Here is a 14,389-nt window from a genome sequence, read left to right on the forward strand (position 1 = left end):
CGCTCACCTTCCGTACGAGTAGGTGTCGGCGTCCGGGTCGTCGTCCGGAATCGGTTCATAACCCAGGACTTCCAGCTGCGACGCGTCCACCACCGGCGCCAGCGCGTGGTACATCTTGTCGCCCGCGCGGCGGGTCGCGCGCTGGGCCAGCTCGAGGATCTGGTCGGCGATGACCGCCGACCCGTGCCGCAGCGCCGACCGGTGGATGGTGAGCCCGGTCAGCAACCCACCGGGCGCCACCTGGACCTCGATGGTGCTGTCCGGGAACGACGCCTTGCCCACCACCGGACCGGTCCGGGAGAAGCGCGCCTCGGCCTCCGCGCCCGCGCGGTCCGCCTGCTCCGCGATCCGCGAAGAAGCCAGGTCGATGTCGAAGTCAGCCACCGGAAGAACTTAACCCGTCGGGCGGTAGAAGCCGATGAACGACTGTCCCGCGTTCGTGGTGCGGATCTTGCTGATCTGCACCGGGTCGCCGGCCTCGACCATCTGGCCGTCGCCGATCACCATCGCCACGTGCCCTGACCAGACGACCAGGTCGCCGGGCAGCAGCTGGTCGATCGAAGGCACCTCGGCCCCGACCGTCTGCTGCGCGGCCGTCCGCGGCAGCTGCAGGCCGACGTCCTGGTACGACGTCATGGTCAGCCCGCTGCAGTCGAGGCCCTGGCCCCGCGCGGTGCCGCCCCAGACGTACGGCACGCCGAGCTGCGAAAGCGCGTTGCGCACGGCCTTCGCCGCGGTCTCGTTGGGCGCCATGACCTGCTTGCCGCCGGGCAGGTTGATCGCGACGCCGGAGCCGGGCTGCGGCGGGATCGCGACCGGCAGCCGCGGCTTGTGCACGGCACCGCCGCCACCACCTCCGCCGCCTCCCCCGCCACCGCCGCCGCCCCCGCCATCGGAGCCGCCCGAGTAGCCGGAGTTGCTGTTGAAGGATGAGCCCACCTTCGTCGACGGCGCGCTGCTGGCCGACGTCGTCTGCTCGCCGCCGCCCAGCCGCGTCCCGATGTCGGTGAGCTGGTTGATCGTCTGCTCGCTGAAGGTCGCGGCCTGGCCGGTGAGCTGGCTGATCTTCGTCTGCAGCTTCATCAGGATGTCGCGCGACGCGGCCGCCCGGCTCTCGGGCGGCTGGATCGACTTCACCGCCGCCAGCGCCTTCATCGACGCCGAGATCTCCTTGATGATCTGGTCGCGGACCTGGTCGTTCTTGATCTCGCCGACGTGCAGCGACTCGGCCGCCTCGGCGACGGCCTTCTCGATCTCGGCGCTCTCGTCGAGGAGGTCCTGGACCTCCTGCTCCAGGCTCTTCGACGTCGCGGTGGCGCGGTCGGTCGTGGAGCCGGAGCTGGCGGAGGTCAGGTTCACGCGCTGATCGGCGGCGGCGTCGCGGGTCTGCCCCACCGACGTCTGCAGCGCGAGGTGCGCGTCGCGCGCGCCACCGATCGCGGCCGGGTCGTGGCGCAGCTTGTCCGCGAACTGGTTCGTGGTGTCCAGGCTGTGCCGGACGAGCTGGTCGGTGTGGTGCTCGGTCACGAGAGGTCCTGCCCGAGGCGCCGGACGACGTCGCCGTGCTCGCCCTCGACCGCCGCGTAGTTGCGGTCGGTCTGCCGGGCGGCGTCGCCGACCTGCCGCCAGCCGCCGCCGACGCGGTGCATCCGCTCCTGCAGCGCGCGCATCCGGCCGCTGTAGGCGCCGGAGAAGCCGGACTCGCCGCCCATCTCGGAGAAGCCGTGGCCGCCGAGCGTCACGTGCGGGCCGACGTGCTTTTCGGCCGCCCCCTTGACGTCGTCGCCGAGCGGATCGACTTCACGGGCGTACCGCGCGTACGCGCCGTCGTCGACGTGAAACCCCTGCTGCGAACCGTCCACTGGCCCTCCCTGTCACCGGGAGTGCGACGTGCGCGCGCCACCCCCGGTTCCCCTGCTGCGGGATTCAGCCTAGTCCACAGTCCGTCCCCGAGTGGGCGAATTGCCCGGACTCAGCCGGTGACCGTCGTGAGCCAGCTCGGGTCCTGCCAGTTGACGATCGCGCCGTTCGCCGTGACCGTCGGCGTGCCGAAGCCGCTCTGCCCGTTGCCGAAGTCCTGCGCCAGCTTCGGATCTTTTTCGATCTGCTGGAAAGCGTCGCTGACCTGCTGGTCGTACGTGCCGGCGTTGACCGTCTGGGAGAACGCCGGATCGGTGATGCCGACGTCCTGGCCGAGCTTGATCAGCTGCGCCTTGTCGTAGCCGCGCTTGCCCTCCTCGGGCTGGTTCGCGAACAGCGCGTCGTGGAACTGGAGGAACTTGCCGGCGTCGGCCGCGGCCAGCGCCGCGTTCGCCGAGTCGAGGGAGTAGCCGGGCGGGTCGGAACGGTCGTTGAGCAGCGGCACCATGTGGTAGCGCACCTGCAGCTTGCCGTCGTTGATCGCCTGCTCGACGCCGGCCTTGTAGGTCTTCTCGAACTGGCCGCAGATCGGGCAGAGGAAGTCGGCGTACACGTCGATCGTGGCCTTCGCACCCGCCTTGCCGACGGTGACGACCACGCCGTCGCGCTTCTGCGTGACGTCACCGGACAGCGACGTGCCCCCGGCGGCGATCGTCTGGCCCTCGGTCTTGTTCTTGTCCGAGATCGTCCAGATCACGCCGCCGATCACCAGCGCGGCCACGACGACCACGGCGGCGATCCCGATGATCCACTTCCGCTTGTCGGTCGATGCGCCCCTGGCCTGGGCCACCGCCTTCGCTCCCCCGGCCTGTGCGGCCTGACGACGCTTCCGAGCGGTCCGCTCAGCTCCACCCACTGTGTATCAGTTCCCTTCCGCGATACCCGAGTAGTCGTGCTCGGGCTCGGTGGAGTTCCCGCGACCTCGCGCCAGCCAGCCGTCCAGCGACAGCCACGTGCGCGGGCGCGCCAGCAGCCACACGGCCAGCAGCGCGAACCCCGAGTCGCGGAGGATCTCCTGCGGGTACTCCGTCTGTCCCGCCGCCACCTGCCCGCCGCCGCCGAAGCACCCGCAGTCGATGCTCAGCCCGCGCGCCCACGACTGGGCGATCCCGGCGATGAGCACGACGAGCAGCACCAGCGCGGCGCCGCCGACCCACCGGGTCGCCAGGCCCGCGAGCAGGAACAGCCCGAGCACGAGTTCGACGAGCGGCAGCGCGATGGCCACCACGTTGGCGAGTGCGTCCGGCAGCACGTCGTACGCCTTCACGGCGATCAACGTCTGGCCCGGATCCGCCAGCTTGAGCGCACCGGAAACGAGCCAGACGGCAGCCAGCCCGAGCCGGGCGAGCGTGCCGACGGCGTCCAGCACGGGTTGGGACGGTCGCACCACGCACTTAGGCTAACGGGAGGACCTGAGAACTTCGTGAGGGCACGGCGGTGGTGGAGGGAGCGGCGGAATGCGGTGGCGCACGCTCCTCGGTTCGGTGTTGCTGCTGGTCACGGCGACGGCGTGCGGACCGGGCAAGGTCTCCCCGACCGACTCGCTGGTGACCCGCGCCAGTGCGACGGATCACCTGACCATCGGCATCCGGTTCGACGCGCCGGGGCTTTCCGAGCGCACGATCGACGGGCGATTCGTCGGGTTCGACGTCGACGTCGCGACTTTCGTCGCATCGGAACTGGGGGTGGCCGCGAAGGACATCACGTGGCGCGAGACGACCTCCGCGACGCGTGAGACGGACCTCACCTCCGGCTCGGTCGACCTGGTCGTCGCCACCTATTCGATCACCGACAAGCGCAAGCAGCTCGTGTCGTTCGCCGGGCCGTACTTCACCACCGGGCAGGACCTGCTGGTGCGGCGCACGTCACCGGACATCACCGGCCCGGAGACGCTCAACGGGCGCCGGCTGTGCTCGGTCACCGGCTCGACGCCGGCGCAGCAGGTGAAGGACAAGTTCGCGCAGGCCGTGCAGCTGGTCGAGTACCCGCGGTACCCGGACTGCGTGACCGCGCTGCTGGCCGGCCAGATCGACGCGATGACCACCGATGGGGTGATTCTCGCGGGCTACGTCACGCGCGACCCCGAGCTGCTGAAGGTCGTCGGGAAGGCGTTCTCGAAGGAGAGCTACGGCGTCGGCCTGCGCAAGGGCGACACCCAGGGCGTGAGCGCGGTCGACGACGCGATCCGCAAGATGATCTCCTCCGGCGAATGGCTGCGCTCGCTCAACGCGAACATCGGGCCGTCCGGGTACCAGCTGCCGTCCCCTCCCGAGGTCACCGAGAAGTGAAGCTCCCCGATCTGCCGGTCCGCGCGGTCCTGCCGGACGTTCTTTCGGCCTTGGACGCGCACGGCACCGCGGTGCTCGTCGCGCCGCCCGGGACGGGGAAGACGACGCTGGTCCCGCTGGCGCTGGCCGCTTCGGGGTCCGGCCGGGTCGTCGTCGCCGAGCCGCGGCGCTTGGCGGCGCGCGCGGCCGCTTCCCGCATGGCGGCTCTATTGGGTGAACCGGTCGGCGAGACAGTGGGATACGCCGTCCGCGGTGACCGGAAGGTGTCGTCGCGGACGCGGGTCGAGGTCGTGACGTCGGGGCTGCTGGTGCGGCGCGTGCAGGGCGATCCCGAGCTGCCCGGGGTGTCGACGGTGCTGCTGGACGAGTGCCACGAGCGGCACCTGGACGCGGACCTGCTGCTGGCGTTGCTGCTCGACGTCCGCGCGGGGCTGCGCGACGACCTGCGGCTGCTGGCGACGTCGGCGACGGTGGCCGCCGGGCGCCTCGCGACGCTCCTGGGCGACGCCCCGGTCATCACGGCCACGGCGCCGACGTTCCCGGTTTCCTTCTCCTACGTTCCGCCGGCGCGCGGGGAACGCATCGAGGCTTGCGTGGCCCGGGCGGTGCGGACGGCGTTGTCGTCCGGCGACGGTGACGTCCTCGCGTTCCTGCCGGGCGCGGGCGAGATCGCGCGGACGTCGGGAATGCTGTCACTGTCCGATGTGGACGTCCTGCCGCTGCACGGTCGGCTCTCGGCGGCGCACCAGGACGACGCCCTGCGGCCGCGCTCACGGCGTCGCGTGGTGCTGGCGACGGCGGTGGCCGAGTCGAGCCTGACGGTCCCGGGCGTGCGCGCGGTGGTGGACTCGGGCCTGGCGCGGGTCCCGCGGGTCGACCACCGGCGCGGGCTGCCCGGGCTGGCGACGGTGCGGGTCTCGGCGGCGGTGGCGACGCAGCGGTCCGGGCGCGCGGGTCGCGAGGGGCCCGGGCGGGCGTACCGCTGCTGGGCCGCGCACGAGCAGGCGTTGCTGCCGGCGTACCCGGAGCCGGAGATCAGAACGGCCGAGCTGGGCCGGCTCGCGTTGGAGCTGGCGTGCTGGTCGACACCGGACGGGAGCGGCCTGGCCTGGTGGGACCCACCAGGCGAGGGGGCCCTCGCGGCGGGGCGCGCGTTGCTGGCGACACTGGGAGCGACGGCGGACGGCGTGGTCACCGCGCGCGGACGGCGGATGGCGGAGCTGGGGCTGCACCCACGCCTGGCGCGGGCATTGCTGGACGGCGCGGCGGCGGTGGGCCCGCGGAACGCGGCGGAGGTGGTGGCGCTCCTGGACGCGGGTGCCACGCTGACGGACGTGAACGCGGAGTTGCGAAGACTGCGGTCAGCCGGCGACGACGCGGCACGACGGTGGAAGCGCGAAGCCCGGCGCCTCAAGAGCTTGGCGACCAAGTTTTCAGTGACTGAAAGAAGTCGTGCGACTGAAAGCGTTGAGCTTGCCAAGCCCGCCAACGCCGCCCCTCGCACGTCCCCTGCATCCCGCGCATCCCGTACATCCGCTGCACCGCCGCCAGTCGCTCACCATAATTCAGCCACTGAACTCCGTACAGTGACTGAAGCCACTACACCCACCATAGCCAAGCGAGCGGATGCCGCGCTGGTCGTCGCGCTCGCGCATCCCGAACGGCTGGCTCGGCGGCGTCCCGGAGGCGCGCCCGTCTACCTCATGGCCGGCGGCACCGCGGCCGAACTCCCGCCCGGCAGCGGGCTCGACTCCGAATGGCTGGCCATCGCCGAAGCCACCCGCGACCCCGGCCGCGTCCACGGCACCATCCGCCTCGCCGCGGCCGCCGACGAGCAGCTCGCCACCCGAGTCGCCCCGGTGTCCGAAGTGGACGAAGTCACCTGGGACGGCGACGTCGTGGCCCGGCGCGTCCGCAAGCTCGGCGCCATCACCCTCTCCGAGAAGCCGCTCAAGAACCCGGACGTCCACGACGCCCTCGTCACCGGCCTCCGCGAGAACGGCCTCGGCCTCCTCAAGTGGAGCCAGGACGCGACCCGGCTCCGCGAGCGGATGGCGTTCCTGCACCGCGTCCGCGGCGAGCCGTGGCCGGCGGTCGACGACGCCACCCTCCTGTCCGATGTGGACAGATGGCTCGACCTGTCCGGGGCCCGCCGGAAAGCGGACCTCGCGACCATCAACGCGGGCACCGCGCTCAAAGCCCTCCTGCCGTGGCCGGAAGCGGCCAAGCTGGACGAGCTCGCCCCGGACCGGCTCGAAGTCCCGTCGGGGTCGCACATTCGCGTCGACTACCAGGCCGACCAGCCGGTGCTCGCCGTCAAGCTGCAGGAAACCTTCGGCTGGACCGAAACCCCCACCGTGTCCGGCATCCCGGTGGTGCTGCACCTGCTCTCCCCCGCCGGCCGCCCGGCGGCCATCACCGCCGACCTCGGGAGCTTCTGGACCACCGGCTACCCGGCGGTGCGCGCCGACCTGCGCGGCCGCTACCCGAAGCACGCCTGGCCCGAGGACCCGGCCACCGCGGTCCCGACCCGGCACACCCGCCGACGTCCCTGACGAAAGTCGGGGGCCGTCCGCGACCGTCGGCCGATGCCCGCGCACCCCCGCGGACCGCAGACTTCGTCCCATGATCACGCTCAGAGGACTGACGAAACGTTACGGGGAAAAGACCGTCGTCGACGCGCTGACCTGCGACGTCGCGCCGGGCCATGTGACCGGGTTCCTCGGCCCCAACGGCGCCGGGAAGTCGACGACCATGCGGATGACCGTCGGGCTCGACCACCCCCAGGCGGGCGAAGTCCTGGTCGGCGGCAAGCGCTACGCCGAGCTGCGGCACCCGCTGCGCGAGGTCGGCGCGCTGCTCGACGCCAAGGCCCTGCACCCCGGCCGCAGCGCCGGGAAGCACCTGAAGGCGATGGCGCAGAGCAACGGCATCGCGACGAGCCGCGTCGAGGAAGTCCTCGCGACGGTCGGGCTTTCGGACGTCGCGGGCAAACGGGCCGGGCAGTTCTCACTCGGGATGGGCCAGCGGCTCGGCATCGCGGGCGCGCTGCTCGGCGACCCGGGCACGCTGATGTTCGACGAGCCGGTCAACGGCCTCGACCCGGACGGAGTCCGCTGGGTCCGCCAGCTGATGCGCTCACTCGCCGCCGAGGGGCGCACGGTGTTCGTCTCGAGCCACCTGATGAGCGAGATGCAGCTGACGGCCGACCACCTCATCGTGATCGGCAAGGGCAAGCTGCTGGCCGACGCGCCGGTCGCGGAGTTCATCGCGGACAACTCCCGCACGACGGTCTCGGTGCGCGTCCCGGCCGAGGGCGAACGTTCGAAGCTCGACGCCCGGTTGCGCGCCGAAGGTGCGCTGACGCACCCCGGCGAGCCGGGCGAGCTGGTGGTGGACGGCGTCGACGTCACCCGCGTCGGCGACCTGGTGCACGAGCTGGGGATCCGCGTCCACGGCCTCGCCGAGCTGACGGCGTCGCTCGAACAGGCGTACCTGGAACTGACCGCTTCTTCGGTGGAGTACGGGGTGTCGGCATGACGACTGTGACGTCTTCAAGCGTGCGGACCGGGGGCCTGTCCGGCGCGGTGGCCGCGGAGTGGACGAAGTTCTGGTCGGTCCGCGCGACCTGGTGGTGCCTGATCGCGGGAACGGCGCTGATGCTGGGCTACAGCACGCTGTCCGGGATCGCCCAGCACTTCGACGACGACCCCCAGGCAGCGAACACGATCGCCCTCGGCGCCGGCTTCTACCTGACGCAGTTCGCGGTGATCGCGCTGGCCACGCTGTTCGTCACGAGCGAGTACACCGGCGGCGGCATCCGATCGACGCTGCTGTGGACCCCGGTCCGTTCCCGCGTGGTCCTCGCGAAGGCGGCGGTGCTGCTACCGGTGCTTTTCGCGTACGGCGTGGTCATTTCCTGCGCGGGCATGGCCTTGGCAAGCGTGGTGAAGAACGGCCACGGCCTCCCGACGACCCTCGAAGCCGGCTTCACGACGGCATTCGGCATGGGCGGGTATTTCGCACTGCTGGGTCTGGTGTGCACGGGCGTGGGCTGGGCCCTGCGCAGCGCGGCGGGGACGCTGGTGACGGTGATCGTGCTGCTGGTGCCCCTGCCGCTGATCGTGGCATCGCTGGGGCTGCCGGAGCTGATCCCGTACTTCCCGGGCATCGCGGGGGTGAACGCAATGGTCGAGGCCGGCCAGCCGAACCCGATCACGATGGCACCGGCACCGTACGCACCCTGGGCGGGCTTGCTGATCTGCGCGGCATGGGCCGGCGCGGCCCTGGCAGCTGGCGCAGCAGTACTACGCCGCCGCGACGCCTGACCCCAACAGAGCCCCCACCCTCCCTGGGGGGCGGCCCCGCTTCCAGCGTATCGGCCGCCTCCGACAGAGCCGGGAAAAACCGGGAGCCGAGGCCCGGTTGTCCACATTCGCGCCGGCTTGTGGACAACCGGGCTCAGCCGATCCCGAAGCCGATACCGATCAGGACTTCCGAGGTAAGACCAGCACCCAAGGCGGCCTCGGTCGCGATCAACGCACCGAAGGCCAACGCATCGAAGGCGGCCGTGGGATGCTCCCGTCAGGCCGAGCCGATGCCGATCCCCGTCAGGATCTCCCGCGCCCCGATCACCAAAGCCTCCCGCGAAGGCAGCCCCGAAGCCCCCACCAAGACCCCGAAAATCGTCCCCTCCATCCAATCCACCACCAACCCCGCATGCCGCGGCGGATCCGGCGAGCCCGCCGCCGACAGCATCTCCGCCGCCGCACGGCGGATCACCGCTCCGCCCGAGTCGTACTGCTCCCGCAGCTCCGGACGCCGCGTCGCCTCCAAAGCCAGCTCGTACCGCGCCAGCATGCGCGTGCGGCCAAGTCCCAGCGCCTCGGCCACGTAACCGGCGATCGACTCCGCCAACCCACCCGACGAAACCGTCACCTGGTCCAGCTCGAGAATCCGCGCGAAAGTCAAAGACAGCAACGCCGCCCGCGTGCGCGCGTAGTACGACGTCGAGCCGAGTGGCAGCCCCGCGCGGCGGTCGACCGCCCGGTGGGTCAGCCCGCGCAGTCCCTCCGCGGCGATCACCTCGATCGCCGCGTCACCGATCATCGGAAGACGCTCCACGAAACCGCACTCTACAGGTGTAGAGTCCTCTACGGGTGTAGAGGAGGAGTCATGCGAGCAGTGGTGGTCGGCGGTGGCATCGCCGGGCTGGGGGCCGCGATCGGGCTGCGTCGGGCCGGGTGGAGCGTCACCGTTCTCGAACAAGCCGAAGAGTTCGGCGACGTCGGCGCCGGCATCTCACTCTGGCCGAACGCCCTGCGCTGCCTCGACGAACTCGGCCTCGACCTCAGCGAACACCTCGCCGCCCAGGACCAGGGCGGGCTCCGCGACCGCCGCGGAAGGTGGGTCGCCCGGTGGGACGCGGCCGGTTTCCGAAAGGTCCACGGACGGCCGCTCGTCGGCATCCACCGGGCCGACCTCATCGCCGGCCTGCGCGACGCACTTCCCCCGGAGAGCCTGCGCACCGGCACCAAAGTCACCGAAGTGAGCGAAGACGGCGTCGTCCGCTTCGGCGGTGGCGAAATCCGGGCCGACCTCGTCGTCGCCGCGGACGGCATCCGCAGCCCGATCCGGCAGGCGCTCTTCCCGCACCACCCCGAGCCCGTCCACAGCGGCAGCGTGGCGTTCCGCGGCGTCACGCACCACCCGGGCACCGGGCTGAGCACCACCTTCGCCCCCGGCACCGAGGTCGGCGTGCTCCCGCTGACCGGCGGCGACGTCTACTGGTTCGTCTCCTACGTCGCCGGGCCCGGCGCCCGGCCGGCCGACCTCAAGGCGTACCTGACGGAGCACTTCGGCGACTGGCACGACCCGATCCCGGCGCTCATCGACGGGACACCGCCCGAAGCCCTGCTGTACCACGACCTCTACCACCTGGCGACGCCCCTGGAGACTTACGTCCGCGGCCGGGTCGTCTTCCTCGGCGACGCCGCGCACGCCATGCCGCCGTTCCTCGGCCAGGGTGGCTGCCAGGCTCTCGAAGACGCCGTCGTACTCGCGCACAATCTGTCCACAGTGGACAACCCAGAGGCCGCCCTCGCCCAGTACGACGCCGAAAGACGCCCACGCAGCCAGCGGGTCGCGCGCGCGTCGGTGCGGGCGGGCAAGGCCGGGCAGCAGCTGACCAACCCGGTCGCGGTCGGGATTCGCACCGCCCTGCTCAAGGCCCTCCCGGCCCAGGTGACCGCCCGGGTGGGCAAGGACATCAGCGGCTGGCGGCCTCCGCGTCTCCCCCGACCAGCCCCGCCTCGTACGCCGTGATCGCCGCCTGCACCCGGTTCTTCACGCCGAGCCGGGTCAGGATCGTGCTCACGTGCGCCTTCACCGTGCCCTCGACGACGAACATCCGCGCCGCGATGTCCGCATTGGACAGTCCGGAACCCAGCAACGTCAGCACTTCCCGCTCGCGCGGCGTCAGCACCGCGACCTTCGCGCGCGCCGCCGCGGCCCGGGAGAGCCGGCCGCCCGACAGGCGCGCGATCACCCGCTGCGCCACCTTCGGCGAGAGGAACGCGGCCCCGTCGGCGACGGCGTGGATGCCGGCCAGCAGTTCGCGCGGGTCGCCCGACTTCAGCAGGAACCCGCCCGCGCCGAGCCCGAGCGCGCGCTCGATGTACTCGTCCTCGCCGAACGTCGTCAGCATGATGACGCCGGTCGACGGCAGCAGCCGGCGGATCTCCGCCGCCGCGCCCAGGCCGTCCAGCCCGGGCATCCGGATGTCGAGCAGCACGACGTCCGGATGGGTGGCGAGCGCCTGCGCCACGGCCGAACGCCCGTCGGCGGCTTCGGCGACGACCTCGATCCCGGCGTCCGCGCCGAGGATCGCCGCCACCCCCGCCCGCATCAGCGCCTCGTCGTCGGCCAGCACGACCCTGATCACGATCCCCCCTCGGTGAACCAGTCCTTGGACACGAGCTTCCCGTCGGCGAAGCACAGCCGGTAGGCGGCGTAGTCGTTGTCGAGCCACGATCTTCCGGTGCCGTAGTACTCGCACGCGGCACCGGGGACCGGAGGCGGCTCCCCGCGCACCGGACGCGCGGCGCGCTGACGTTCCGGCAGGGTCAGCTCGGCCCGCGACTGCCCGAGCCGCAGCCGGTCGTAGACGCCGCCGGGCAGCTCCGAAGAGTTCCACTGGTAGAGGAAGGCGATTCCGCTGACCGCGAGGAGCACCCCGAACAACGCGAGCGGGACGGCGACCGCTTGGAGAAGGCTCCGCCGCACGTCGCGCCGGGCCAGCTCCAGGGCCCGGGCCGACGTCGACTGCCCGACCTCGTCGTCGGCGGCCTCCCGCAGCTCCGGGGTCTCCTCGACCGGCGCGGCGTCGTGCGGCAGCGTCGCGGTGACGGCGAACCCGCCTTCGTGCGGTCCGGCGCGCAGCGTCCCGCCGACGAGCCGGACGCGTTCGCGCAGCCCGATCAGCCCGAGGTGCCCGGACGCGGCGCCGGGCAGCGGGCCGGCGGGCGGCGGCGCGTTCACGACGCGGACCGAAGTCTGCGAGCCGGTGCTCGTCACGCGCACGGTCACCGCGGCGCCCGGCGCGTGCTTCGCGACGTTCGTCAGGGCTTCCTGCACCACGCGGTACGCGGCCCGGGCGACCATCGGGGGCGCCAGCTCGCTGTCCACTCCCGCGTCGATGAGCAGGCCGGACGCCCGCGCCCGCGCGATCAGCTCGCCGAGGTCGCCCTGCACCGGCTCGACCGGCGCGGCGTCTTCGCGCAGGACGCCGATGATCTCGCGCAGCCGGTCGGTCGCGGCCGCGGCGCTGGTCCGCAGCTCCGCGGCCGCGTCGCGCTGGACGTCGTCGAGCCCGCCCGCGACCTCCAGCGCCGCGGCCCGGACGGCGATCAGGCTCAGCTCGTGGCCCAGCGAGTCGTGCATGTCGCTGGCGATCCGCGCGCGCTCGCGCAGGCGGGCCTGGTCGGCGACCAGCCGCTGCCGGCTCTCCATCTCCTCGGCCCGGCGCCAGCCGGTGCGCGCGAGCTCGCCGCGCACCCGGACGTACCGGCCGAGCAGCCACGGCGAGAGCCCGGCGAACACCAGGATCGCCATCATCGAGCCCCAGTCGCCGAGGCCGTCGGGGCCGACGAGCAGCGACAGCGGGATGCCCAGCAGCGAGACGGCCGCGCCCGTCAGCAGCGCGGGCCGGGCCCGCTCCATCCGCAGCGCGGCCTGGTAGCTCATCGCCACCAGCACGAACACCGTCCACACCGGCACGCGGTCGCCGTAGGGGAACGGGACGGCGAGCGTCCCGGCCAGGGCGATGCCGAGCGAGACGGCCGGGTACCGCCGGGCCGTCACGACCGATCCCGCGACGACGACCAGGCCGCCGGCCAGCTCCCAGTACGACGGCGCCCCGACAACCACGGTGAAGGCGAGAAACAGCCCGGGGAGCACGTCCAGCACCACGCGCCACCTGCGCTTCGTCACCTCTCGCACAGGTTCGAAGCTACAAGCCGTGACCGCGGGCGACCACTGCCGAAAGTCAACCCTCGAGGACGTCCAGGAAGGCCAGCGTCTGCGGCCAGGACAGCGCGTACGCGTCGGCGTTGACGGCGGTGCCGTGCCGTGAGGAGTCGCTGAAGCCGTGCTCGGCGCCCGGGAAGTGCTGGGTGAACGTCGCGCCGCGCGGGCGGGACTGCAACGCCGTCTGCAGGCGGGCGAACGTCTCGTGCGAGACGACGGCGTCGGCCTCCGGGTAGGCGACGAGCACCGGCGCGGTGATCGTGGTCGACAAAGCGACCGTGTCGAGGTCGTGGTTCGGCGGCGCCGGGTCGCGGACCGTCGGGTGGTACGCGACGACGCCGGAAAGCCGCTGGTCACGGGCGGCGAGCAGGAGCGCGAAGCGGCCGCCGAGGCACCAGCCCATGACCCCGGCCGACGTGCAGCCGAGGTCGCCGAGCAGGTGGTCGAGCAAGGCGGTCTGCTCGGCCAAGGCGGCCTCGTCGCGCAGTTCGCCGAGCTTCGCGCCGAGGTCCTCGCGGGAGGTGTTGTCGGTGCTCGCGCCGTGGAAGACGTCCCAGGTCAACGCCGTGATCCCGCGGCCGGCCAGCTCATCGGCCCACGCCCGGACCTGCTCGCCGATGCCGGTGATCATCGGCAGGAGCAGCATCCCGCGCTGCGAGCCACCCGACGGGCGGGCCAGGTACGCGGAGAGGTCGCCGACACGGACCGTGGACGTCTCGATGCTCATGTCCGCATGATGCATGATCTCCACCATGGCCGAGCGCACCCTCGCCGAACAGTTGGGCGGCTACCTCCCCGAAGGCATCGAGGCCCTCGAAGAGCACGAACGGCAGGACCTCGCCGACGCACTGCGCGACGCGCGCAGACGTCAGGCGAAAGCCCTCGCCGAAGCGGGCGAAGAGGGCCTTCGGTACGTCCCCGCGCTGCTGCGCGGCGCGGTCCGGAAGGCGGTCGGGCTGTGACGAACCAGGCGGGGACGGACTACGCGGCCGAAGCCGAGATCCTCAAGCTCGCGCGCGTCCTCGACGTCGAGCCGGCGCGGCTCGAGTACCTCGCCCGCGTCGACGCCGACGACCTGCAGGCGTTCCGCGAGCAGGTCACCGACACGCTGTTCGACGCGAACATCGCCGTGCTGCAGCGGATGGCGCTGGCCGCGCGGCTGCTGCCCGGCGGGGTGCTCGCCAAGATCGCCGAGAAGGTGTTCGGCCCGCTGCTGTGCGCGCGGATCGCCGGGCTGGTCGAGGTCTCCCGCGGCGTCGACGTCGCCAAGCGGCTGCACCCGCGGTTCCTCGCCGAGGTCGCCGCCGAGCTCGACCCGCGGCGCGCGAGCGCGATCATCTCCCGCATCCCCCTCGAAACCGTCCTCGCGGTGGCGGCCGAACTGGGGCGCAAGGAGGACTGGATCACCCTCGGCCGGTTCGTTGGGCACCTGCCCGACGCGACCGTGCGGCGCGCCCTCGACGAGATCGACGACCCCGGCCTGCTGCGGATCGCCTTCGTGCTCGACGACAAGAACCGCATCGACCACGTCGTCGGCCTGCTCCCGGCGCACCGGCTCGGCCGCGTGATCACCGCCGCCGGGGCCGACGAAGCCCTGTGGACCCCGGCGCTCGACATGCTGAACCACCTGAGCGCCGAGCGCCGGGGCACGCTGG

The 14,389-nt window shown here is 72.3% G+C and carries 16 protein-coding genes; 7 read left to right on the forward strand and 9 right to left on the reverse strand.

Annotation, left to right across the window (positions count from 1 at the left end; all coding sequences use genetic code 11):
- Nucleotides 1-3 precede the first annotated feature (3 nt).
- The 5 genes from ABZ342_RS40235 to ABZ342_RS40255 all read right to left on the reverse strand — a co-directional run bounded on the left by ABZ342_RS40235 (nt 4) and on the right by ABZ342_RS40255 (nt 3,289).
- Nucleotides 4-384 carry a YbaB/EbfC family DNA-binding protein gene (locus tag ABZ342_RS40235; RefSeq protein ID WP_360484800.1) on the reverse strand — a complete coding sequence of 127 codons (381 nt, stop codon included), beginning with the start codon at nt 382-384 and terminating at the stop codon, nt 4-6.
- A gap of 9 nt (nt 385-393) precedes the next feature.
- Complete coding sequence (locus tag ABZ342_RS40240) at nt 394-1,527, reverse strand: NlpC/P60 family protein (protein WP_360484803.1); 1,134 nt, start codon at nt 1,525-1,527, stop codon at nt 394-396.
- The gene (locus tag ABZ342_RS40245; RefSeq protein ID WP_360484806.1) at nt 1,524-1,862 is read right to left on the reverse strand and encodes a hypothetical protein; all 339 of its coding nucleotides are present in this window, start codon (nt 1,860-1,862) and stop codon (nt 1,524-1,526) included. The genes ABZ342_RS40240 and ABZ342_RS40245 overlap by 4 nt, the downstream gene beginning before the upstream one ends.
- 110 nt (nt 1,863-1,972) lie before the next feature.
- Entirely contained in the window at nt 1,973-2,710 is a 738-nt protein-coding gene (locus tag ABZ342_RS40250) for a thioredoxin domain-containing protein (RefSeq protein WP_360484809.1), read from the reverse strand.
- Between the two features lie 72 nt (nt 2,711-2,782).
- On the reverse strand, nt 2,783-3,289 hold the full coding sequence (locus ABZ342_RS40255; protein ID WP_360484834.1) for a MauE/DoxX family redox-associated membrane protein: 507 nt from the start codon (nt 3,287-3,289) through the stop codon (nt 2,783-2,785).
- Between the two features lie 88 nt (nt 3,290-3,377).
- On the opposite strand from ABZ342_RS40255, the gene ABZ342_RS40260 reads away from it, so the two are divergent.
- The 4 genes from ABZ342_RS40260 to ABZ342_RS40275 all read left to right on the forward strand — a co-directional run bounded on the left by ABZ342_RS40260 (nt 3,378) and on the right by ABZ342_RS40275 (nt 8,536).
- Complete coding sequence (locus ABZ342_RS40260; protein WP_155544614.1) at nt 3,378-4,208, forward strand: glutamate ABC transporter substrate-binding protein; 831 nt, start codon at nt 3,378-3,380, stop codon at nt 4,206-4,208.
- The gene (locus ABZ342_RS40265) at nt 4,205-6,763 is read left to right on the forward strand and encodes an ATP-dependent helicase C-terminal domain-containing protein (protein WP_360484813.1); all 2,559 of its coding nucleotides are present in this window, start codon (nt 4,205-4,207) and stop codon (nt 6,761-6,763) included. The genes ABZ342_RS40260 and ABZ342_RS40265 overlap by 4 nt, the downstream gene beginning before the upstream one ends.
- Before the next feature lie 70 nt (nt 6,764-6,833).
- Nucleotides 6,834-7,748: an ATP-binding cassette domain-containing protein gene (locus ABZ342_RS40270; protein ID WP_155544612.1), complete on the forward strand. Its 915-nt coding sequence runs from the start codon at nt 6,834-6,836 to the stop codon at nt 7,746-7,748.
- On the forward strand, nt 7,745-8,536 hold the full coding sequence (locus ABZ342_RS40275; protein WP_360484817.1) for an ABC transporter permease: 792 nt from the start codon (nt 7,745-7,747) through the stop codon (nt 8,534-8,536). The genes ABZ342_RS40270 and ABZ342_RS40275 overlap by 4 nt, the downstream gene beginning before the upstream one ends.
- Nucleotides 8,537-8,792: 256 nt before the next feature.
- On the opposite strand, the gene ABZ342_RS40280 is transcribed toward ABZ342_RS40275, so the two are convergent.
- Nucleotides 8,793-9,332, reverse strand: a complete 540-nt coding sequence (locus ABZ342_RS40280) for a TetR/AcrR family transcriptional regulator (RefSeq protein WP_360484820.1) — start codon at nt 9,330-9,332, stop codon at nt 8,793-8,795.
- A 51-nt stretch (nt 9,333-9,383) separates the two neighbouring features.
- On the opposite strand from ABZ342_RS40280, the gene ABZ342_RS40285 reads away from it, so the two are divergent.
- Nucleotides 9,384-10,532 carry an FAD-dependent monooxygenase gene (locus ABZ342_RS40285; protein WP_360484823.1) on the forward strand — a complete coding sequence of 383 codons (1,149 nt, stop codon included), beginning with the start codon at nt 9,384-9,386 and terminating at the stop codon, nt 10,530-10,532.
- Here the strand turns inward: ABZ342_RS40285 and ABZ342_RS40290 are convergent.
- Genes ABZ342_RS40290 through ABZ342_RS40300 form a run of 3 tightly spaced genes read right to left on the reverse strand, consistent with a single transcriptional unit; the run spans nt 10,477 to nt 13,461 of the window.
- The gene (locus tag ABZ342_RS40290; RefSeq protein WP_155544610.1) at nt 10,477-11,151 is read right to left on the reverse strand and encodes a response regulator transcription factor; all 675 of its coding nucleotides are present in this window, start codon (nt 11,149-11,151) and stop codon (nt 10,477-10,479) included. The two genes, ABZ342_RS40285 and ABZ342_RS40290, sit on opposite strands and share 56 nt — an antisense overlap.
- Complete coding sequence (locus ABZ342_RS40295; RefSeq protein ID WP_360484826.1) at nt 11,148-12,707, reverse strand: histidine kinase; 1,560 nt, start codon at nt 12,705-12,707, stop codon at nt 11,148-11,150. The genes ABZ342_RS40290 and ABZ342_RS40295 overlap by 4 nt, the downstream gene beginning before the upstream one ends.
- Before the next feature lie 46 nt (nt 12,708-12,753).
- Nucleotides 12,754-13,461: a dienelactone hydrolase family protein gene (locus ABZ342_RS40300; protein WP_360484829.1), complete on the reverse strand. Its 708-nt coding sequence runs from the start codon at nt 13,459-13,461 to the stop codon at nt 12,754-12,756.
- 25 nt (nt 13,462-13,486) lie between these two features.
- On the opposite strand from ABZ342_RS40300, the gene ABZ342_RS40305 reads away from it, so the two are divergent.
- A complete protein-coding gene (locus tag ABZ342_RS40305; protein ID WP_086863938.1) occupies nt 13,487-13,696 on the forward strand; it encodes a hypothetical protein in 210 nt (69 codons plus the stop codon).
- Nucleotides 13,693-14,389 (forward strand): hypothetical protein (locus ABZ342_RS40310; RefSeq protein ID WP_360484832.1); only part of this gene is annotated, 697 nt, incomplete at its 3' end. The genes ABZ342_RS40305 and ABZ342_RS40310, both read left to right, overlap by 4 nt.

Origin of the sequence: Amycolatopsis sp. NPDC005961, assembly GCF_040629235.1 — a bacterium.
In the GTDB taxonomy this organism is placed as follows: domain Bacteria; phylum Actinomycetota; class Actinomycetes; order Mycobacteriales; family Pseudonocardiaceae; genus Amycolatopsis; species Amycolatopsis camponoti.

Excerpts from the sequence above, each read along its gene's own strand:
- ABZ342_RS40260 (WP_155544614.1), top strand. The coding sequence starts at position 3,378 with ATGCGGTGGCGCACGCTCCTCGGTTCGGTGTTGCTGCTGGTCACGGCG.
- ABZ342_RS40270 (WP_155544612.1), top strand. The coding sequence starts at position 6,834 with ATGATCACGCTCAGAGGACTGACGAAACGTTACGGGGAAAAGACCGTC.
- ABZ342_RS40275 (WP_360484817.1), top strand. The coding sequence starts at position 7,745 with ATGACGACTGTGACGTCTTCAAGCGTGCGGACCGGGGGCCTGTCCGGC.
- ABZ342_RS40285 (WP_360484823.1), top strand. The coding sequence starts at position 9,384 with ATGCGAGCAGTGGTGGTCGGCGGTGGCATCGCCGGGCTGGGGGCCGCG.
- ABZ342_RS40300 (WP_360484829.1), bottom strand. The coding sequence starts at position 13,461 with ATGAGCATCGAGACGTCCACGGTCCGTGTCGGCGACCTCTCCGCGTAC.
- ABZ342_RS40305 (WP_086863938.1), top strand. The coding sequence starts at position 13,487 with ATGGCCGAGCGCACCCTCGCCGAACAGTTGGGCGGCTACCTCCCCGAA.